This is a genomic window from Nocardiopsis prasina DSM 43845, from assembly GCF_000341265.1.
Lineage (GTDB): Bacteria > Actinomycetota > Actinomycetes > Streptosporangiales > Streptosporangiaceae > Nocardiopsis > Nocardiopsis prasina.
In genome coordinates, this window is sequence record NZ_ANAE01000075.1 from 62,230 (window position 1) to 80,377 (window position 18,148).

18 protein-coding genes are annotated in these 18,148 nt (G+C 70.8%); 7 read left to right on the forward strand and 11 right to left on the reverse strand.

Annotation, left to right across the window (positions count from 1 at the left end):
• Window positions 1-157: 157 nt before the first annotated feature.
• The 4 genes from D452_RS0102945 to D452_RS0102960 form a co-directional block, all read right to left on the reverse strand.
• Window positions 158-1,000 carry an ABC transporter permease gene (locus D452_RS0102945; protein WP_017542663.1) on the reverse strand — a complete coding sequence of 281 codons (843 nt, stop codon included), beginning with the start codon at window positions 998-1,000 and terminating at the stop codon, window positions 158-160.
• Entirely contained in the window at window positions 993-1,832 is an 840-nt protein-coding gene (locus D452_RS0102950) for an ABC transporter ATP-binding protein (RefSeq protein ID WP_017542664.1), read from the reverse strand. Before D452_RS0102950 ends, D452_RS0102945 begins: the two co-directional genes overlap by 8 nt.
• The gene (locus D452_RS0102955) at window positions 1,829-2,911 is read right to left on the reverse strand and encodes an ABC transporter substrate-binding protein (protein ID WP_017542665.1); all 1,083 of its coding nucleotides are present in this window, start codon (window positions 2,909-2,911) and stop codon (window positions 1,829-1,831) included. Before D452_RS0102955 ends, D452_RS0102950 begins: the two co-directional genes overlap by 4 nt.
• A gap of 95 nt (window positions 2,912-3,006) precedes the next feature.
• Window positions 3,007-3,918, reverse strand: a complete 912-nt coding sequence (locus D452_RS0102960; protein WP_026128921.1) for a TauD/TfdA dioxygenase family protein — start codon at window positions 3,916-3,918, stop codon at window positions 3,007-3,009.
• 275 nt (window positions 3,919-4,193) lie between these two features.
• Between D452_RS0102960 and D452_RS0102965 the strand changes: the two genes are divergently transcribed.
• The 3 genes from D452_RS0102965 (at window position 4,194) to D452_RS0102975 (ending at window position 7,588) form a co-directional block, all read left to right on the forward strand.
• Window positions 4,194-5,006, forward strand: coding sequence for a class I SAM-dependent methyltransferase (locus D452_RS0102965; protein ID WP_017542667.1), 813 nt, complete (start codon window positions 4,194-4,196; stop codon window positions 5,004-5,006).
• Window positions 5,007-5,153: 147 nt separating this feature from the next.
• Window positions 5,154-5,639 (forward strand): DUF1269 domain-containing protein, encoded by a 486-nt coding sequence (locus D452_RS0102970; protein WP_017542668.1) that lies wholly within the window; start codon window positions 5,154-5,156, stop codon window positions 5,637-5,639.
• A gap of 152 nt (window positions 5,640-5,791) precedes the next feature.
• Window positions 5,792-7,588 carry an alkyl/aryl-sulfatase gene (locus tag D452_RS0102975; RefSeq protein ID WP_017542669.1) on the forward strand — a complete coding sequence of 599 codons (1,797 nt, stop codon included), beginning with the start codon at window positions 5,792-5,794 and terminating at the stop codon, window positions 7,586-7,588.
• Between the two features lie 165 nt (window positions 7,589-7,753).
• Here D452_RS0102975 and D452_RS0102985 read toward each other — a convergent pair whose 3' ends face one another.
• The 3 genes from D452_RS0102985 to D452_RS0102995 all read right to left on the reverse strand — a co-directional run bounded on the left by D452_RS0102985 (window position 7,754) and on the right by D452_RS0102995 (window position 9,956).
• Window positions 7,754-8,653 carry a GlxA family transcriptional regulator gene (locus D452_RS0102985; protein WP_017542670.1) on the reverse strand — a complete coding sequence of 300 codons (900 nt, stop codon included), beginning with the start codon at window positions 8,651-8,653 and terminating at the stop codon, window positions 7,754-7,756.
• 12 nt (window positions 8,654-8,665) lie between these two features.
• Window positions 8,666-9,277 (reverse strand): isochorismatase family protein, encoded by a 612-nt coding sequence (locus D452_RS0102990; protein WP_051061236.1) that lies wholly within the window; start codon window positions 9,275-9,277, stop codon window positions 8,666-8,668.
• Window positions 9,278-9,506: 229 nt separating this feature from the next.
• Window positions 9,507-9,956 carry a GNAT family N-acetyltransferase gene (locus D452_RS0102995; RefSeq protein WP_017542672.1) on the reverse strand — a complete coding sequence of 150 codons (450 nt, stop codon included), beginning with the start codon at window positions 9,954-9,956 and terminating at the stop codon, window positions 9,507-9,509.
• Between the two features lie 108 nt (window positions 9,957-10,064).
• On the opposite strand from D452_RS0102995, the gene D452_RS0103000 reads away from it, so the two are divergent.
• Window positions 10,065-10,301 carry a hypothetical protein gene (locus tag D452_RS0103000; RefSeq protein WP_017542673.1) on the forward strand — a complete coding sequence of 79 codons (237 nt, stop codon included), beginning with the start codon at window positions 10,065-10,067 and terminating at the stop codon, window positions 10,299-10,301.
• A gap of 1 nt (window position 10,302) precedes the next feature.
• On the opposite strand, the gene D452_RS0103005 is transcribed toward D452_RS0103000, so the two are convergent.
• Together D452_RS0103005 and D452_RS0103010 are read right to left on the reverse strand one after the other, a co-directional pair.
• Entirely contained in the window at window positions 10,303-11,127 is an 825-nt protein-coding gene (locus D452_RS0103005; RefSeq protein ID WP_017542674.1) for a TIGR03619 family F420-dependent LLM class oxidoreductase, read from the reverse strand.
• A gap of 70 nt (window positions 11,128-11,197) precedes the next feature.
• Entirely contained in the window at window positions 11,198-12,163 is a 966-nt protein-coding gene (locus D452_RS0103010; protein WP_083927441.1) for a LysR family transcriptional regulator, read from the reverse strand.
• Between the two features lie 149 nt (window positions 12,164-12,312).
• On the opposite strand from D452_RS0103010, the gene D452_RS0103015 reads away from it, so the two are divergent.
• Window positions 12,313-13,131 (forward strand): aldo/keto reductase, encoded by an 819-nt coding sequence (locus tag D452_RS0103015; protein ID WP_017542676.1) that lies wholly within the window; start codon window positions 12,313-12,315, stop codon window positions 13,129-13,131.
• Between the two features lie 419 nt (window positions 13,132-13,550).
• Window positions 13,551-14,438 (forward strand): alpha/beta fold hydrolase, encoded by an 888-nt coding sequence (locus D452_RS0103020; protein ID WP_026128923.1) that lies wholly within the window; start codon window positions 13,551-13,553, stop codon window positions 14,436-14,438.
• Window positions 14,439-14,509: 71 nt separating this feature from the next.
• Here D452_RS0103020 and D452_RS0103025 read toward each other — a convergent pair whose 3' ends face one another.
• Window positions 14,510-15,109 (reverse strand): HAD family hydrolase, encoded by a 600-nt coding sequence (locus D452_RS0103025; protein ID WP_017542678.1) that lies wholly within the window; start codon window positions 15,107-15,109, stop codon window positions 14,510-14,512.
• A gap of 388 nt (window positions 15,110-15,497) precedes the next feature.
• On the opposite strand from D452_RS0103025, the gene D452_RS0103030 reads away from it, so the two are divergent.
• Window positions 15,498-17,192, forward strand: coding sequence for a BCCT family transporter (locus D452_RS0103030; protein ID WP_026128924.1), 1,695 nt, complete (start codon window positions 15,498-15,500; stop codon window positions 17,190-17,192).
• Window positions 17,193-17,207: 15 nt separating this feature from the next.
• Here D452_RS0103030 and D452_RS0103035 read toward each other — a convergent pair whose 3' ends face one another.
• Window positions 17,208-18,056, reverse strand: coding sequence for an aminoglycoside phosphotransferase APH(3') (locus D452_RS0103035; RefSeq protein WP_017542679.1), 849 nt, complete (start codon window positions 18,054-18,056; stop codon window positions 17,208-17,210).
• Window positions 18,057-18,148: the final 92 nt, after the last annotated feature.

The following is an 18,148-nucleotide window of genomic DNA, read 5'->3' on the forward strand; positions in this document are numbered from 1 at the left end:
GGATCGTGGACGTGTACGGCGGACGGTGGTCCTGGACGGCGACGGCATCGGGCCCCTCCCTGGCGTCGCGGAACGGGGGCCGTTCCAGGACACCAAAAAGGGGCCGCGCGCGCCACCTCCGGTTCGGCGCCTGTGGACAATCGGGCCGAACCCGGCCTCACCCGGTCGTCGTGCGCCAGCGGGACAACCGTCGTTCCAGGACGACCAGCCCGCCGTTGAGGGTCACGCCCAGCAGCGCGATCGACAGGATGCCCGCGTACATGTCGTGGATCTGGAAGTTGAGCTGAGAGGAGTTGATCAGGTAGCCCAGGCCCGACTGGGCCCCCACCATCTCGGCGGCCACCAGTACCAGGATCGACGCGGCTCCGGCCATCCGGATCCCCGTGAAGATGGACGGCACCGCGGCGGGCACGATCACCTTGCGGAACAGGGCGAGCGGCCCGAAGCCGAGCGAGACCGCCGCCTTCACCAGCAGCGGGTCCACCGTCCGCACACCGGTCACGGTGTTGAGCAGGATCGGGAAGGTGCAGGCGAACACCACCAGCGCCACCTTGGACGCCTCACCGATCCCCAGAATCAGCACGAACACCGGGAGCAGTGCCAGAGCCGCGGTGTTGCGGAACAGCTCCAGGACCGGCATGAGGAAGTCCGACACGGGCCGGTACCAGGCGATGAGCAGGCCCAGGGGCACCGCCACCACCACGGCGAGGACGAACCCGGCCAGCGCGCGCGACAGGCTCGCGGAGACGTGCGCCCACAGCTGGCCGCTCGACGCCAGGTCGGCGGTGGCCACGAGGACCTCCGAGAGCGGCGGCAGGAACACCCGGTCGACCAGCCCCACACGCGGAGCCGCCTCCCAGAGCAGCAGGAACGCGACGATCGCGGCCGACCGCTTGAACCACGACCAGCCGATGACCACCAGGGGATGCCTCGGCCGGGTCGCGGGCGGTTCGGCGGGGGGAGCCGGGGGAGCGGTGCCGCGGGTGAGGGTGTCAGCCACGGTCGGCCTCCAACGGTACGGGTGCGTACTCGGACTGCCGGGCCAGCGCCACCTCGTCGTGGAGCTCCTGCCAGACCCGGTTCCGGTAGCGGGCGAAGGCGGGATCCGAACGCGGGTCCCGGCTGGCCTCCCGGTCCAGGTCGATGTCGATCACGCTCTTGATGCGCCCCGGCCGCGACGTCATCACGGCCACCCGTTGCCCCAGGTAGACGGCCTCGTCTATCCCGTGCGTGATGAACAGGACGGTCTTTCCGGTGCGCCGCCAGATGCTCCGAAACTCGTCCTGGAGGGACTCCCGGGTCTGGGCATCCAGCGCCGCGAAGGGCTCGTCCATGAGCAGCACCTCGGGGTCGAAGGCCAGGCTGCGGGCGATCGCCACCCGCTGCCGCATTCCGCCGGAGAGCTCGTGCGGATAGCGGTCCGCGAACCCCTCCAGGCCCACCAGGGAGAGGTACTCGCGGGCGCGCGCGGCCCGGAGGGGCCGGGCCAGCCCCTTGGCCTCCAAGCCGAACGCCACGTTGTCCAGGGCGGTGCGCCAGGGCAGCAGCGCGTACTGCTGGAACACCAGGCCCCGGTCGAGCCCGGGCCCCTCCACGGGACGCCCGTCGAGGAGGATCCTCCCGCCGCTGGGCCTCGTGAGCCCGCCCAGCAGATCGAGGAGGGTGGACTTCCCGCAGCCGCTCGGGCCGACCAGGGTGAGGAACTCGCCCTCCGCCACGTCCAGGGTGACGTCGGCCAGGGCGGTCAGGGGCGGGCCTGGCCTCCCCTTGGGATCGCGGACGGGGAAGGTCCGCCGGACCCCGTCCAGCCGCAGCTTGGGGTGGTCGCTCATACGTCCTCGCTCTCGGTCGGTCCGCTCGCGGGCTCGCCGTCGGGCCCCGCGTCCTCGGGGAAGGTGCCGTTGTGGAACGGGTTGAACTCGTTGGTGTACAGCTCGGAGGCCTCGACCGAGCCCTCGGGCAGCTCTCCGTTGCGGTCCAGCCACTCCAGCCAGATCGCGAACTCCTCCTCGGTGATGACCCCGCCCGGACCGGCCACGCCGCTGCTCCGCCAGTACTGGATGACCTCGGCCGACTCGTTGCGGCCGCGCTCCCCGACGATGCGCGCGAACCGGTCCACCACCTCCTCCCGCGGAGTGACCTGGGACCAGCGAATGGCCCGGGCGATGCCGCTGACCAGTGTGAGGGTGGCGTCGGGGTGCTCCTCGACGAACTCGTCGCGCAGCACCAGGGACCCGTAGCTGAAGGTCCCGTACAGGCCCTGGTCGGTGAAGAGCGGTCGGATGCCGCCGCGCTCCAGGGCGGTCTCACGCAGGATCCCGCCGAGCGTCGCGACGTGGACCTGCCCGGAGCGCAGGGACTGCTCGGTGTTGGCGGGCGGCACGACCGTGAGCTCCACTCGGGAGATCTCGTCCTCGGCCAGCCCCTCCTGTGCCAGCCACTCTCTGACCACGAACTCGTGGTGGGCCCCCAGGGTGTTCATCGCGACCTTCCGGCCGACGAGGTCCCCGGCCCGTGTGATGTCGCTGTCCTCCAGCACGTAGTAGCCGCTGAACGACTCCTCGTCGGACCCGTAGTAGGACACGACGGAGGTGATCGGGGACCCGGCTGCGACCAGCTTGGCGATCGCCCCGTTGAAGGCCCCGCCGACGTCGGTGTCGCCGGTGGCCACGGCCTGGATGTCCTGGGGTCCGTTGGTGGTGTCGCCGATCCACTCCAGTTCGATGCCGTCCAGGTAGCCGAGGTCGGCGGCCAGTTCGGGGAAGACCACCGAACCGGCGGTGCCCTGGTACCGCACGACGGTCGCGTCCGGGTCGCTGGCGGAACGGTCCGGGGTGCCGCAGGCGGCGGCCAGGGGCAGGACGGCCCCGGCCGAGGCGGTGTAGCGCAGGATGTCACGTCGTGTGTGCATGTGTGGCCTCCGGAGGACGGCGGGTCGCACGCGTGCGACCCGCCGTCGTCGAGGGGGTGTGCTGCGGTGGTGCGGGCCCGCCGGGGCCCGCAGGGTCAGAGCGCCGGGGTGTACTCGCTGGAGTCGCCCACCAGCGAGCGGCTGGGGCTGCCGTCGACACCCTTCGGGACGTCGCCGCCCACGGTGATCCGGTGCAGGCGGCGGGCCTGGTCGTCGTAGTCGGCCACCGCGTAGTGCTGGGTGGCGCGGTTGTCCCACACCGCCACGTCCCCCGCGCGCCAGCTCCACCGCACGGTGTTCTCCGGGCGGGTGACCCGCTGTTGGAGGAGTTCGAACAGCGCGGTGAAGTCACGGCTGCTCAGGCCGGAGAAGTGCTGGGCGAAGTGACCGAGGAACAGGGCCCGCTCACCGGTCTCCGGGTGGACCCGCACCACGGGGTGCTCGGTCCGGTAGAGGGTGGAGACGAACTGCTCGCGGTACTTCCTCAGCTCCCCGTTCACCTCGGTCCTGGGAGTGGAGGCCGCGTAGTCGTAGTCGTTGGTGTGCACCGCGCGCAGGCCGTCGGCGAGCGCCTTCAGCGGTTCGGGGAGGTCCTGGTAGGCGGTGACGGTGTTGGCCCAGGTGGTGTCCCCGCCGTACGGGGGCAGGTGGATCGCGCGCAGGACGCTGGCCTGCGGTGGGCGGTCGACGAAGGTGACGTCGGTGTGCCAGCTGTTGGCCTTGCCGCGCTCGGAGTCGATCGGCAGGACGTGGTGCTCCTGGCCGAACACCCGGCCGGTGGTGGGGTGCGGGGTGGTGAGCGGGCCGAGGAGGGAGGCGAACCCGGCCTGGGTCTCGTCGGTCAGGTGGTGCTGGTCGCGGAAGAAGATCACCTTGTGCGCGAGCAGGGTCTCGCGGATCCCCGCGACGGTGGCCTCGTCGAGGTCGGGGCCGATCTCCACGCCGGAGATCTCGGCCCCGATCCGTCCGGCGACGCGGCGGACGGTCAGGTCCGTGGTGGTGGTCACGTTGGTGCTCCGTTCTGGCAGCGGGTGCGCGGCGGTCACCTCACGCGTTCGGTCGCGGTCCGTTCGCGGCGGGTGACTTGAAGGTAGGTCCCTCTGACATTCAAAGTCAACCAAATGAGTAGGAAAACCATGAATAGGCAGATGGGGAGGTCAGAGGGGTTGGGGGCCGTTCAAACGCCGTTCACACCGGACACCGAAACGTCATGCTGGCCGTCACCGTGACCGGCCCTCCGCTACGGTCGGACCGACCCCCACACCCCGAAGAGAGGGCCCCGATGAGCGAACACCAGAAGCGGGAGCGGACCGGCGCGGACCCGACCCAGTCCTTCACCGGGCTCACCGAGAACTACCAGGCCTTCCGCCCCGACTACCCGGCCCCGATCCTCGACACTCTGGGCGAGCACCTGCGCGCGGGAGCCACCGACGCCTGGCCCAGCCCCTGGCTCCTGCTCGACGTCGGCTCCGGGACCGGTATCTCCACCCGAGCCCTGCGCTCCCTCGTCGGTCCCCGGCCCCGCGTGGTCGGTGTCGAACCCGGCCGCGACATGTTCCATGCCGCCGAGGCGGAGGGCGGCGGGGTCGAGTACGTCAACGCCCGCGCCGAGGACGTCCCCTTCCCGGACGGTTCCGCCGTGCTGGTCCTCACCGCCCAGGCCGTGCACTGGTTCGACCGGCCCGCCTTCTTCGCCGAGACCGCCCGCCTCCTCGCTCCGGGCGGCACCCTGGCGGTGCTCAACAACAACCGCGACTACACCGGGAGCGCCTTCGTCGACGACCACGAGGCCCTGCTGGAGCGGTACAGCCCCGGCTACGACCGCCGCTACCGCCAGTTCGACCTGGTCGGAGAGATGTCCGAGGTCCCGGGACTCGCCGGGGCCACCGAGCACACCCACCACTGGACCCGGGTGCTCACCAGCGACGAGTACCTGGGTATGGCGCTGTCCTCCAGCAGGATGGCCGCCGCCGCGCGCGAGCTCGGCGAGGAACGCACCCGAGCCGAGATCAGGGCCGTCGCCGACCGTCACTTCCCCGACGGCCGGGTCGTGATCCCCTACACCACCCAGCTGGTGGTGGCCCGCCGAGTGTGAGCGGGGGCGGTTCGCGGGACCCGTCCGCCCCGGGGTTTACGGGATCACTCCCTTCCGCTGGCCTTGGCCAGAGACGCCCCGGGGAACGCTCCCGCAGATCGGGCCCGCTCAGCGGGCCGGGCAACGACGACGGGGGAACCAGCACCCATGGCGCAGCTGATCGTACTCGGGGTGGCCGACCGCGACACCGCCGAGAAGGCGCTCGACACCGCCTCCGACCTGAACAAACAGGAGCTCCTCCAGCTGGAGGACGCCGCGTACGCCTACAAGGACGACAAGGGCCGTCCCCGCATCCACCAGACCGTCAACCTCACCGGCTACGGTGCGGCGGGCGGTGCCTTGTGGGGAACGCTCATCGGCCTCCTGTTCCTCAACCCGCTCCTCGGCCTGGCCGTCGGCGCGGGCGCGGGCGCCATCGCGGGCAGGCTGAGCGACGTCGGCATCGACGACGACGTGATCAAGGACATCGGTGCCCAGCTCCAGCAGGGCCGGGCCGCCGTCTTCCTGCTCGCCGCGGACGCCACCATCGACCGCGTCGTCGACGCCTTCCGACCGCTGGACCCCACTGTCATCCAGACCAACCTGTCCAAGGACAGCGAGAGGGAACTCGTCGAGGCCCTCCAGGCCCAGTAGGAACCGGGCCGGACCCGAACACGGGGCACCGGGCCCTCCCACGCCGCCGGCGCGAGCCACTCGCACCGGCGGCTCCCCCCCGCCGGGGCNGGCTGGGGCACAACGGGCCGCACCCGGCCGGACGAACCGCGTCCGTACGACGAGGAGCAGCGATGACCGGTCACGGACCCGACGACGACACCGACTTCGCCAACGCCGAGCGCGGACTGGTCGCCCGGCTCGAACCCGGACAGATCAGGGACGGGGACGGGCGCGTGGTGTGGGACGCCGACGCCTACGGGTTCCTCGACGCGGAGTGCCCGGACACCGCCAACCCCAGCCTGTGGCGCCAGTCCCAGCTGTGCGCCAAGCAGGGGTTGTTCGAGGTCACCGAAGGCATCTACCAGATCAGGGGCCTGGACCTGTCGAACATGACCCTCGTGGAGGGCGACCAGGGTGTCCTGGTCATCGACCCCCTCATCTCCGCCGAACCGGCGCGCGCAGGCCTGGAGCTGTACCGGGAACACCGGGGGAACCGGGCGGTCAGCGGGGTCATCTACTCGCACTCGCACGTGGACCACTTCGGCGGGGTCGGCGGGGTCACCGACGGCACCGTGCCGATCCTCGCCCCGGCCGGATTCCTGGAGAACGCGGTGGCGGAGAACGTCCACGCGGGCCCCGCGATGGCCCGCCGCAACCTCTACCACACCGGCTCCCACCTGGAGGCCGGGCCGCGGGGCCAGATCGGGGTGGGGCTCGGCCAGACCAGGTCGGTCGGCACCGTCACGCTCATCGCGCCCAACCGGGAGATCACCCGCACCGGCCAGGAGGAGGTGGTGGACGGGGTGCGGATCGTCTTCCAGATGACGCCCGGGACCGAGGCGCCCACGGAGATGAACTTCTACTTCCCCGACCACCGCGCCCTGTGCATGGCGGAGAACGTCACCCACAACCTGCACAACATCCTCACCCTGCGCGGGGCGCCCGTGAAGGACGCCCGGGTGTGGTCGCGCTACCTGGACGAGTCCGTGGAGATCTTCGCGCACGAGTCGGACGTGCTGTTCGCCTCCCACCACTGGCCCACCTGGGGCACCGAGAACCTCGTGGCGCTCCTGCGCCAGCAACGGGACCTGTACGCCTACCTGCACGACCAGACCCTGCGCCTGATGAACCAGGGTTTCGTCGGCGCGGAGATCGCCGAGAACCTCCGGATGCCGCCCGGACTGGAACGGGAGTGGCACACCCGGGGCTACTACGGGTCGGTCAGCCACAACGTGAAGGCGATCTACCAGCGCTACATGGGTTGGTTCGACGGCAACCCCGCCCACCTGTGGGAACACCCGCCGGAGGAGGCCGCGCGCCGCTATGTGGACTGCATGGGCGGTGTGGACGAAGTGGTGCTCCGGGCGGACGAGTACCGGGACCGGGGCGACCTGAGGTTCGCCGCCACGCTGCTCAACCACGCGGTGTTCGCGGAACCGGAGCACGCCCGGGCGCGGGCCGCCCTCGCCGGGGTGTACGAGCGGCTGGGGTTCGGTGCGGAGAACGGCACCTGGCGCAACTTCTACCTCCAGGGCGCCGCCGAGCTGCGGCGGGGGAAACCGGAACTGCCGTCGAACCTGGGTACGGGCATGGCGGCGGCGCTGTCGCTGGACCAGCTCTTCGAGTCGGTGGCGATCCGGGTCAACGGTCCCCGGGCCTGGGAGGAGCACTTCGTCATCGACTGGGTGTTCACCGACCTGGACACCACGTTCCGGACGACGCTCTCCAACGGGGCCCTGACCACGAGGGAGAAGCCGCGCCGTGGGGAGCCCGGGCTCACGGTGACCCTGAACAAGTTCCGCCTGCTGCGGCTGCTCGCGGGCAAGGGGACCGAGGGCATGGCGTTCGCGGGGGACGGGGAGCTGCTGGACCGGTTGATGGGACTGCTGGACCGGCCGGACCCCTCCTTCGACATCGTCACGCCCTGACGGGGGGAAGAGTGACCGGCCGGGGCCCGGGACTCAGCCCGTGGCCCGGCGGGAGCGGAGTCTGAGGCGTTCGTGTCGGGGATGGCGGCCACCGGGGCGGTCGGGTTCTGTCTGTTGTTCGCCCTGCCCCTGGGGCTTCTGGCCCTTCTGCGACGGGAGTGACCTTCAGGGCCTGGCGCGCAGGCGGCGGAGCATACGGGCGTCCTGGAACCCCACGGCCCGTGCGGCCGCCTCCGCCGTCGCCCCCTCACCCACCAGCAGCTCGGCGCGTTCCAACCGCAGGCGCTGCTGGTACCGCAGCGGGGTCAGCCCGGTGGCCTCGGTGAACGCCCGGGTGAGGGTGCGCTCGCTGACCCCGGCCGAGGCGGCCAGCGCGGCCAGGGGCAGGGGATCGGCGAACCGGGCGTCGATGGTGTCCTGGGCCCGGTGCACCAGGTCCACCGCGTGGTTCCGGAACCTCAGCACCACGCTGGCCTGGGGCTCGTCGCCGTTGCGGCGGGCGTAGACCACCATCTCCCGGGCCACGGAGGCCGCCACGGACGGTCCGTGCCACCGAGTGACCAGGTGCAGTGCGAGGTCGATGCCGCTGGCGATCCCCGCCGAGGTCACCACCCGGTCGTCGGACACGTACAGCACGTCCGGGACCACCCGGGCACGCGGATGGCGCTGGGCCAGGCGTTCCTGGAGGGAGTGGTGGGTGGTGCACCGGCGGCCGTCCAGCAGACCGGCCGTCCCGAGGACGAACGCCCCCGAGCACACACTCGCCACCGTGCCGCCACGTTCGTGGTGGGAGGTCAGCGCCTCGACCTGCGCCGGAGTGGCCCGCGGCGGTGGACCGGAGGTCCGCCATCCGGGGACGAGCACCAGGTCGTCCGAGCCGAGCCGGGGCCAGCCGACCTGCGCCCGCAGCCCGACCCCCTGGGCGGTGGGGACGTCGGGCCGCTCGGCGACATGGTGGAGCTCCACGGGGCGGTCGAGCCCGGCCAGAGTGGAGAACACCTGCGCCGGACCGGCCAGGTCCAGCAGGTGGAGTCCGGGAAGCAGCAGGAAGACGACCTTGCGCACGATCCGGTCAGCCTACTCCAGCTTCCCTGTGACGATCTGGTCCACCGTGCGCACCTCGGCGAAGCGCCCGGACAGGGCGTAGACGGTGCGGGTGACGACGTCCCGGGGGAGCAGAGTCGCGGGATCGTCGAGGACCTCCCGCAGTGAACGCCCGGGTGCGGCGCCGGGAGCCTCGATGGGCTCCGTGGCCGTGGCGTCCACCGCGAAGGTCATGGCGAAGCCCAGCTCCGACCCCATGCGGGTGGTGGTCTCGCAGCACTGCTCGGTACGCACCCCGCAGACGGTGACCTCCCGGACTCCCCAACCGGTGAGCAGCCGTCGCAGGTCGGTGCCGGTGAAGGCGCTGTGCGCGGTCTTGGTCAACCGCGTCTCGCCGGCCGCGGGGGCGAGTCCGGGCAGCGGTTCCACGAACCCTCGCACGGGGTCGAACACGCTGCCGGTGCCGGGTTCGGAGTGCATGACCCACACGACCCTCCGGCCCCGCTCCCGGAAGTGGTCGACCAGTCGGGCGATCCGCACGGCGACCTCGGGGTCGGAGGAGGCGCTCCAGCTCTCGCGCTGGAGGAAGGACCGCTGTGCGTCGACGACCAGCAACGCCGCGCCGGTCCGAATCTCTGTGCTCATTCCCGAACCCTCGCAGGCGCCCGGGGAGCGGACCAGACACGATCCCGCTCACCACCGGACCGATCCGGTCATGGGTCCACGACCGCCGGGCCCGTGATCCTGCGGGGCGGGTTCGCACGGACGAACCCGCCCCTCCCGTGATCCTGTGGGGCGAATTCGCACGGACGAACCCGCCCCTCCCGGTAGGCCCCGCCCCGGGGCGCGGACCCCGAAGTTCCCACGGTCCGGGTCAGACCAGTCTCTTCTTGAAGCCGATGTGGCTGGGCTCGTATCCGAGGCGCTGGTAGAAGCGGTGGGCGTCCTGCCGTTTGGCGTCCGAGGTCAGCTGCAACATCACGCAGCCGCGCCCCCGGGCCTCGCGTTCGGCCCACTCCAGCAGGGTGGATCCCAGGCCGCCGCCGCGTTCGTCGGTGTGCACCCGGACCGCCTCGATCTGGGCGCGGGTGGCCCCCTGTCGCGACAGGCCCGGCACCACGGTGAGCTGGAGGGTGCCGACGACCCGGCCGTTGCGGCGGGCCACCGCCAGATACTGGTGCGGATCGGCGTCGATGACCTCGAAGGCCTCCAGGTAGCGGGACAGGTCTTCGGGGGTCTCCCGGCGGGCCCCCAGGGGGTCGTCCGCGAGTAGGGCGACGATCGCCTCCACGTCGGTCTTCAGGGCGCGTTCGATGGTGAGCATGGGCCCAACCTAGCGAGCCCTTTCCGCGCGGCCCGGAGGCTTGAACCGGTTCCCCCCGGTTGGTCGTGGACTCTCCCGATCCCGCGAGCGGGCAACTAGAGTCGACCCATGGACACCGAACACCTCAGCGCTCTGGCCCGCGCCATGGACGGCGACGATCCCCTGGCGGGACTGGACGCCGTGGTGCGGTTGCGGGGTGAGACCGAGCGTGCCGAGGCGGTCCTCGTACGCCGTGCGAGGAACGAGGGAGCCACCTGGGCGCGGATCGCCGAGGTCCTCGGGGTCTCCAAACAGGCCATCCACAAGAAGTACGGGGGCCGGGGCCTGCTCGGCGACAGGAAGTAGGTCAGCGCAGCGCGGCCACGAACCGCACCATGCGCTCCTCGAAACCCTCCACCTCGCCGAACCACACCGCGACGGAGTCCGCACCCGACGCAGCCAGCTCTCGGAACCTCGCGACCGTGCGTGCGAAGGCCTCCTCGCCCCCGGTCCATGCCATTCGCACCCCGGTGCCCACGGGGCGGCGGGTGAGCTCCCCCAGCCGGGCGCGGGCCGCCCGGAGTGCCTCCGGGTCCGGGTCGACCCCCTGCCACTCGTCGGCCCACGCGGCCGCTCGGCGCAGCGCGGGTTCCGAGCCCCCGCCGACCATCACCCGTATCCGCCGCGACGGACGCGGCGCGAACACGCCGTGCTCGTAGTCGTGGAAGCGACCGTGGAAGGGCCCCTCGCCCTCGAACAGGTGCCTCAGCAGCGCGAGGGTCTCGTCCGCTCGCGGGCCACGGGTGGCGAAGTCCGACCCGACCGAGTCGAACTCCTCGCGCGACCACCCCACGCCCACGCCGAGCGTGAACCGTCCCCCGGACAGGCGGTCCAGGGTGGCCACCTGTTTGGCCAGCAGGAAGGGGTCGCGCATCGGCAGCACCAGGACGGACGTGCCCAGTCGGACCCGTTCCGTGCGGGCCGCCAGGTACGCCAGGGTGACGAGAGGTTCGTACACGCCCCCGAACGTGGTGCCGTAGGGCTCGGGAGGCAGGAGGTGGTCGGGCAGCCACACGGTGTGGGCGCCGAGCTTCTCGGCGCGAACGCCCAGGTCCACCAGGGCCCGCGGGGGCGTCGCCGGTGACTCGTTGGGCAGGACCACCTGGAGGCGGGGTTGGGTCGGCTCGCTCATCCGGCGACCGTATCCCGCCAGGTCGTCGCGGGGGTCGGGCTTGGCAAACCGCTCGTCGGCGTTCGCGGGCTCACCACGAGCGGGCGGCGACGGCCAGCCGCGAACGGACCAGATCCAGGTGGGGGTTGTCGGCCGCTCCGGGGCGGCGGGCCAGGTACACCGTGTTGAACGGCGGGTCCTCCGGTTCCAGCAGGGCCACCAGGCTCCCGTCGAGCAGCTCCCGTTCGCACAGGTAGCGCGGCAGGACGGTCATGCCGGCCCCGTGCGCCACGGCCGCGGTCACCGAGCGCAGGTCGGGGACGGTGAGCTCGGCGGAGCGGGTCAACCGCGCGCCGAACACGTGGCGCCAGTACCGGCGGGCGATGGGCAGGTCGTCCGCGTAGGCGACCAGGGGGACCTCGCACAGGGCCGCGCAGCCCTGGCGCCGCACCCTGGAGAGCCCGATCCTCTCCGCCCACACGGGCGCGGCGACCAGGACGAACTCCTCGTCCATGAGCGGCTCCGCGAGGAGGGTCCGGCCCCGGGGGCGGATGGTGGACAGAGCCAGGTCGTGCCGCCCGGCCCGCAGCTCCTCCAACAGGTCGTCAGCGAGCCCGGTGCGCACACGCAGCCGCAGCCGGCCGTCGGAGACCAGCGGCGCGAGCAGGGGCAGCACGCGTTCGCAGAGAAGCTCGGCGGGGCCCGCCAGCCGCAGGGGCGCCGTCGGTACCGAGCCGGGATCGGCGCCGTCCCCGTACGCCACCGTCTCCAGGGCGTCGAGCGGTCCCGAGACGCGGACGGCGAGATCGTTGGCGTCCGGGGTCGGAGCCACGCCGCGTGGCAGACGCTCGAACAACTCGAGGCCCAGACGCCGTTCCAGGGACCGTATCTGGGTGGTCACGGTCGGCTGTGACAGACGCAGCAGCTGGGCCGCGGCCGTGAACGACCCCGAGCGGTGCACGGCCAAAAAGGTGCGGAGCAACTGGAGGTCCAACGGACCCTCGGTGCGGGGAAGTATCCCTGGCGGGGTCGAACCATTGGAAATCCTATTGCTCATCCGATGGATTCTATTGGTCGCCGTATGCCACCCGGGTCTACCCTCGGGTCCCGTGGGCCGACCGAAACCCGGCCCCACCTGCGCGAGGGTTCGCCCGTGGCACCGCCCCGACCCGCGACCCGCACCCCACAGTCGAAAGGCCTCCCCTTTTGCAGTACGTCACGCTGAACAACGGCCTCACCATGCCGCAGCTCGGATTCGGTGTCTGGCAGGTCCCCGACGACGAGGCCCACCGGTCCGTCTCGACCGCCATCGAGGCCGGATACCGCAGCATCGACACCGCTCGGGTCTACGACAACGAGAAGGGCACCGGCCGCGCCATCGCCGAGTCCGGCGTGGCCCGCGAGGACATCTTCCTCACCACGAAGCTGTGGAACGACGACCAGGGCTACGACAGGGCCCTGAGAGCCTTCGACGCCAGCCTGGACCGTCTGGGCACCGACTACGTCGACCTGTACCTGATCCACTGGCCCACCCCGGCCCACGACACCTACGTGGAGACCTGGAAGGCGCTGGAGCGCGTGCACGCCGAGGGCCGTGCCCGGGCGATCGGCGTGTCCAACTTCACGGCGGCGACCCTGGAGCGTCTGGTGGGCGAAGCGGAGGTCGTGCCCGCGATCAACCAGATCGAGCTGCACCCCTACTTCTCGCAGTCCGGCATGCGCGCGGCCAACGCGTCCCACGGCCTGCTCACCGAGGCCTGGAGCCCCCTGGGGCAGGGCAAGGGGCTGCTGGACGACCCCGTCCTGGCCGAGCTCGGTGCCGCGTACGGCAAGACCGCCGCCCAGGTCGCGCTGCGCTGGCACCTCCAGCTCGGCAACGTCGTCATCCCCAAGTCCGTGACCCCGGCACGTATCCGGGAGAACTTCGACGTGTTCGACTTCGAGCTCACGGCCGAGGACATCGCCCGGATCGGCTCGCTGGACCGCGACGGCCGGATCGGTCCGGACCCCGACCACGTCAACTAGCGCCGGACGTCCGGCCGTGTTCCTCGTCACGGTCGCCGCACACGGGCCCGCCGAGCACCGCTCGGCGGGCCCGTGTCGTCCCATCACCCCTTGTGACGCCATCCGATGACCGGTCCGGCCGGAGTGAGGATCATCGGTCCCCGAACCTCCGGAACCGTACCGGGTCCGAACCAAACTCCGTTCCGGCCGATGGCCGCTTTCGGACGAGATGAGCAACCCTCACACCAGGGCAAACACCCACAACTGGTGACACACCGGGAAGGGTATGAGTCCGTTGTGCGCGACTGGTCGGCGACACCACACCGGGCACCTCCGCTCTGGAGTGGCGGGGGGCCGAACAGAGGCGTACAGTCCTCTCTGGTGCGCCGGGAAAGTTCACGCGGCGGACACCACATCTCTCTCTACGCGAAACCAGATCCATGACCGTCGTCCCCCTGCGCACAGCGCGCGTGTACCGCTCCGCAACCGCTGAGCGGTCAGTTCACGCCTGGTGTCACAAGGCCCTGAGCCAGTGGCCCGAACTCGGACCCCTTCCGCCCGTGGAGACCCGGCTGGGCCCCACTCAGGCCTTCCGCGCCTCGGGTGGGACCGGTACGCCGGTCCTGGTCCTGTCGGGCACCAACTTCAACGCCGCCACCACGGTTCCCGCCGCCCGCGCGCTCGCCGCGGACCGGCCGGTCCTGCTGGTCGACCTTCCGGGACAGCCGGGTCTGAGCTGCAACCAACGGACCGCGGGCGCCCGGATAGAGGCCTACGGTGAGTGGCTCGACGAGCTGCTGCCCCAGATCACGGACGGCCCGGTCATCGTGCTGGGCCACTCCAGGGGCGCCGCGATCGCACTGTCCTCGACTCCGAACCCGCTGGTCGCGGGGATGCTCCTGCTCAACCCCGCCGGGTTGACCGCGGCGGGGGTCAGCTCGGAGTCGATGCGTGCGACCCTGCCGTGGATGATCCACCCCAACGAGCAGACCAGCACCCGGCTGATCGAGTTCCTCAGCGGCCCGTCCACGGACACCGGTTGCGCGGAGCACCGGTCCGAGGCCGAGTGGCTGACGCTGGTGGCCCGCTACTGCCGCACGCACTCCACCCCGACCCCGCTGAACGCGGAGTCCTTCCTGGCCTGGTCCGGTATTCCGGTCCGGGTGGCCACGGGGTCGCACGACCCGTTCTTCTCACCCGCGCGCCTGCACGGACCGGCCCGCCGGTTCCTCAACACCGGCGTGCGGACCATCGAGGGGGCGGGCCACCTGTCCCTGTACGAGCAGCCGGAGAGGATCGCCGAGCTCCTGCGCGAGTTCGACGTCTGACCGGTAGAGCTTCGGAGACGACACCGACGCGCCACTGGTGGCGGCCCGAGCGACCGCCACCAGCCCGTGGGTCAGTCCCGGCCCAGGGCCTGCCTCAGCTCGGGCACCGACGTGAACACGTGTCCCTGGAACCCCAGCTTCCCGGCGGCGTCGACGTTGGCCCGGTTGTCGTCCACGAACAACACGTCGCCGGCGGGGACGTCCATGCGCTCCAGACACCACCGGTAGGCGCCCGCCTCGGGCTTGGCGTGGCCGATCCGGCAGGAGAACCCCCGCACGGGGAAGAGGTCCAGCGCTCGGGAGTGCCGCTCCTCAAAGCGCGCGGCCAGCTCCGGTGGGATGTTCGACAGCAGGGCGAGCGGCACGCCCGCGTCGGAGAGCTCCGTCACCAGCGCCACCGAGTCCTCGTTCAGCCGCGACCAGCTGTCCAGGTCCAGGTCGAGCAGCCGCTCGACCCGCTCCCGATCGAAGGTCTCTCCGAGCAGCTCGCCCACCGCCTGCCAGTAGGAGGGCCCGTCCAGGTCGCCGCGGTCGTAGTCCTGACGCGGGGCCCAGTAGGCGGCCCAGAAGGCGTCGTGGTCGTGCCCGGTGTACTCCACCATCGCGGCTCGGACCGTCGGTGACTGGTCCATGGCGACCACACCGAACATGTCGAACAGCACTGCGTCCACGAGGCACTCCCAGGGTCGAACGGGTTCGGGTTCGCAGGCCTCCTTCCCCCACGGACCCCCACGAACCTTCGCCCTCGCCCGCCCCGTCCCGGGGGCGAGCACGCCTGGCGGACGGTCGGAAACGGTGTGTGTTCGGCAAGGTTTATCCCTATTTTGGATGATAAATAAGCCGATGATGTTTTGTCGGGTTTTGTCGACCGTCTTTTGAGGGATTTCCGGGGGTGGTGGTTCTTTGTCCCGTGAGGACTGGTTTCGCTGTCAGAATGTGGGCATGTGACAGAAGAGAGGACGTCTTCCTATTACGTGCCCCTGCCCTAGGCGCCGGCTGGTCGGGTGACGAACAAACCCCACTGGTCGAACCAGCCCGAACCACCAGAAAGCAGCCGGTATGTTCGAAAAACTGGCACGGAAGCTGGGTCTGGAGACGAACCCGGCGATCTTCTTCGTCTCGGCTTCGTTGACCGTGTTCTTCGTGGTGTGCGCGATCACCTTCACTGACACGGTGGACCTGGTCTTCGGTGCCACCTCCGAGTGGATCCTGTCCCACCTGGGATGGCTCTACATCCTGGGTGTGACCACCTTTCTCGTCTTTCTTATATGGATCGCTTTCGGTCGATATGGGCACATTCGTCTGGGTCCGCCCGACAGCAGGCCCGACTACAGCAACATCACGTGGTTCTGCATGCTGTTCGCGGCCGGAATCGGAAGCATCCTCATGTTCTGGGGCGTGGCCGAACCCATCAGCCACTACGCCAACCCCCCGCAGGGCAACGCCGAGCCGGAAACCGTCGAGGCCGCCCAACAGGCCATGGGCTTCACGCTGTACCACTTCGGTCTGCACACCTGGACGATCTTCTGCCTGCCCGCCCTGGCCTTCGCCTACTTCGTGTACCGCAAGGGCCTGCCCTTCAGGGTGAGCTCGATCTTCCACCCGTTCCTCGGCGACCGCGTCAACGGGCCGTTCGGCCGGGCGATCGACATCTTCGCGGTCCTGGGCACCCTCTTCGGCGTGGCGGTCACCATCGGTCTGGGCACCATGCAGATCAACAGCGGGCTCAACACGCTGTTCGGGGTCCAGGAGAGCCGCCTCAACCAGGTGATCCTCATCGCCATCGTCACCTGTGTCGCCGTGATCTCCGTGGCGTCCGGCCTGGACGTGGGCATCAAGTGGCTCTCCCAGATCAACATCATCATCGCGGTGGCGCTGCTGGTGTTCGTGTTCGCCGCCGGGTCCTCCCTCTACCTGGCCAAGGGCGTCATCGAGACCACCGGCGTGTACGCGCAGTGGCTCATCCCCCTCTCCTTCTGGAACGACACCTTCGGCAACACGGGCTGGCAGGGCACGTGGACGGTCTTCTACTGGGCCTGGACCATCACGTGGTCACCGTTCGTCGGCATCTTCATCGCACGCATCTCGCGGGGCCGCACCATCCGCGAGTTCGTGCTCGGCGTGCTGGGGCTGCCCACGGCCTTCAGCATCGTGTGGTTCAGCGTGTTCGGCCTGTCGGCCTTCGACATCGAGATGAACCGGGGCGGCGGCCTGGTCGAGGAGGTCGTCGACCAGGGAGACATCCCCGGCGCGTTGTTCTCCTTCCTCACGCACTACCCGTGGACGACCTTCGTCTCGGCCATGTGCATCGTCATCGTGATCATCTTCTTCACCACCTCGTCGGACTCGGCGTCCCTGGTGGTGGACATGCTCTGTTCGGGAACGGAGGAGTCCCCGACCCGCCAGCGGGTGTTCTGGGGCATCACCGAGGGCGTGGTGGCCGCGACCGTGCTCACCGCCTCAGGCGTGGGCGGACTGGACGCGCTGCAACAGACCATCATCGTGTTCGGGCTGCCGTTCTTCGTGATCGGCTTCTTCATGATGTTCTCCCTGGTGCGCGCGCTCCAGGCGGAGACGGCGGAGGGCTCCGGCGCCCAGCGGGTCCGCCGCACCCCGTTGTCCGCCCGGTCACGCAGGCTCCGCCGCCAGCACCGGCGCAAGGGCGGGCCGTCGAACGGCGGCAACGGGAACGGCAATGGCAATGGCAACGGCAGGCCGCACGGGAAGCGGGGTGACGACGCCCTGGAGCCCTGATCCGCCGGGGCCGGGTCACGCCGGGGGCACCGGCCAGAAGAAGTCGTCGACCCCGAAGTGCAGCGAGAGCAGTTCGGGGTCGACGCGGTCCCGGCCGTAGGCGTCCAGGAACCGGTCCGCGTCCGCCTGGCCGAACTGGGGGTTCAACGGGCTGAGCAGGCTCCCCACCATCGCGGCCAGGTCCCGGTGCGGGTCCGCCACACCGGCCTGGCCGAGGTCCACGAGCCCCCATGCGCCGTCGGCGGTGACCAGCACGTTCGGCAGGCAGAAGTCCCCGTGGGTCACCACCTCCGGGAGGGGGCCCGCCCGCTCGACCCGGTGCCCCACCTCCGCCAGGGCCCGGGCCGGGTCGGTACCGGCGTAGCGGCTGCCCTGCCAGGAGCGCTGGACCAGACCCGACGCCACCCGCTCGCGGGCGCGCTCCAGCTGCTCCGCCAACCGCTCGCGGACGACCTCCACCGCGCCGACCTCCACCGCGCCGACCTCCGACGCGTGGATCGTTCGGGCCGCCTCGGCCAGCAGCTCGACCAGCCGGGGGTGCTCACGGGCGGTCTCCGGCTCGTGGGCCGGGACGCCGGGCAGGTGGCTGGAGACCACCCACCGGGGTGGCCCGTCCTCTCGCGACTCGTGCTCCAGGACACGCGGTGTCGCCAGACCGAAGCGCGCCATCCACGCGGTCCGGGAGATCTCGCCGTCGAGCTCCCTCGCGAGGTCGGGGCGGTCGGGCGGCACCCCCTTGAAGACCGCGACCGGCCGGTCCGCGTCGTCGTACATACGGAACACCCGGGCCCCGGACAGGCCCACGTGCACCTCCTCCGTGCGCAGTGAGCGCAGGACGGCGTCCTCGAATCGGGGCAGTTCCATACCTCGCAGCCTAGGAACCTCCGTGATCCGCTGGCCAGAGGTTTTCCACAGGCTGGAGAACGGGAGAGCGCACTTCGGGCCACAACGGCCAT

Bases quoted from the DNA above. Each gene is read 5' to 3' on its own strand.
- D452_RS0102975 (WP_017542669.1), top strand. From the start codon at position 5,792: ATGACCGGTCACGGACCCGACGACGACACCGACTTCGCCAACGCCGAG.
- D452_RS0103035 (WP_017542679.1), bottom strand. From the start codon at position 18,056: ATGGAACTGCCCCGATTCGAGGACGCCGTCCTGCGCTCACTGCGCACG.
- D452_RS0102955 (WP_017542665.1), bottom strand. From the start codon at position 2,911: ATGCACACACGACGTGACATCCTGCGCTACACCGCCTCGGCCGGGGCC.
- D452_RS0103005 (WP_017542674.1), bottom strand. From the start codon at position 11,127: ATGAGCGAGCCGACCCAACCCCGCCTCCAGGTGGTCCTGCCCAACGAG.
- D452_RS0102995 (WP_017542672.1), bottom strand. From the start codon at position 9,956: ATGCTCACCATCGAACGCGCCCTGAAGACCGACGTGGAGGCGATCGTC.
- D452_RS0102970 (WP_017542668.1), top strand. From the start codon at position 5,154: ATGGCGCAGCTGATCGTACTCGGGGTGGCCGACCGCGACACCGCCGAG.
- D452_RS0103000 (WP_017542673.1), top strand. From the start codon at position 10,065: ATGGACACCGAACACCTCAGCGCTCTGGCCCGCGCCATGGACGGCGAC.
- D452_RS0103010 (WP_083927441.1), bottom strand. From the start codon at position 12,163: ATGAGCAATAGGATTTCCAATGGTTCGACCCCGCCAGGGATACTTCCC.
- D452_RS0102950 (WP_017542664.1), bottom strand. From the start codon at position 1,832: ATGAGCGACCACCCCAAGCTGCGGCTGGACGGGGTCCGGCGGACCTTC.
- D452_RS0102965 (WP_017542667.1), top strand. From the start codon at position 4,194: ATGAGCGAACACCAGAAGCGGGAGCGGACCGGCGCGGACCCGACCCAG.
- D452_RS0102990 (WP_051061236.1), bottom strand. From the start codon at position 9,277: ATGAGCACAGAGATTCGGACCGGCGCGGCGTTGCTGGTCGTCGACGCA.
- D452_RS0103020 (WP_026128923.1), top strand. From the start codon at position 13,551: ATGACCGTCGTCCCCCTGCGCACAGCGCGCGTGTACCGCTCCGCAACC.
- D452_RS0103030 (WP_026128924.1), top strand. From the start codon at position 15,498: ATGTTCGAAAAACTGGCACGGAAGCTGGGTCTGGAGACGAACCCGGCG.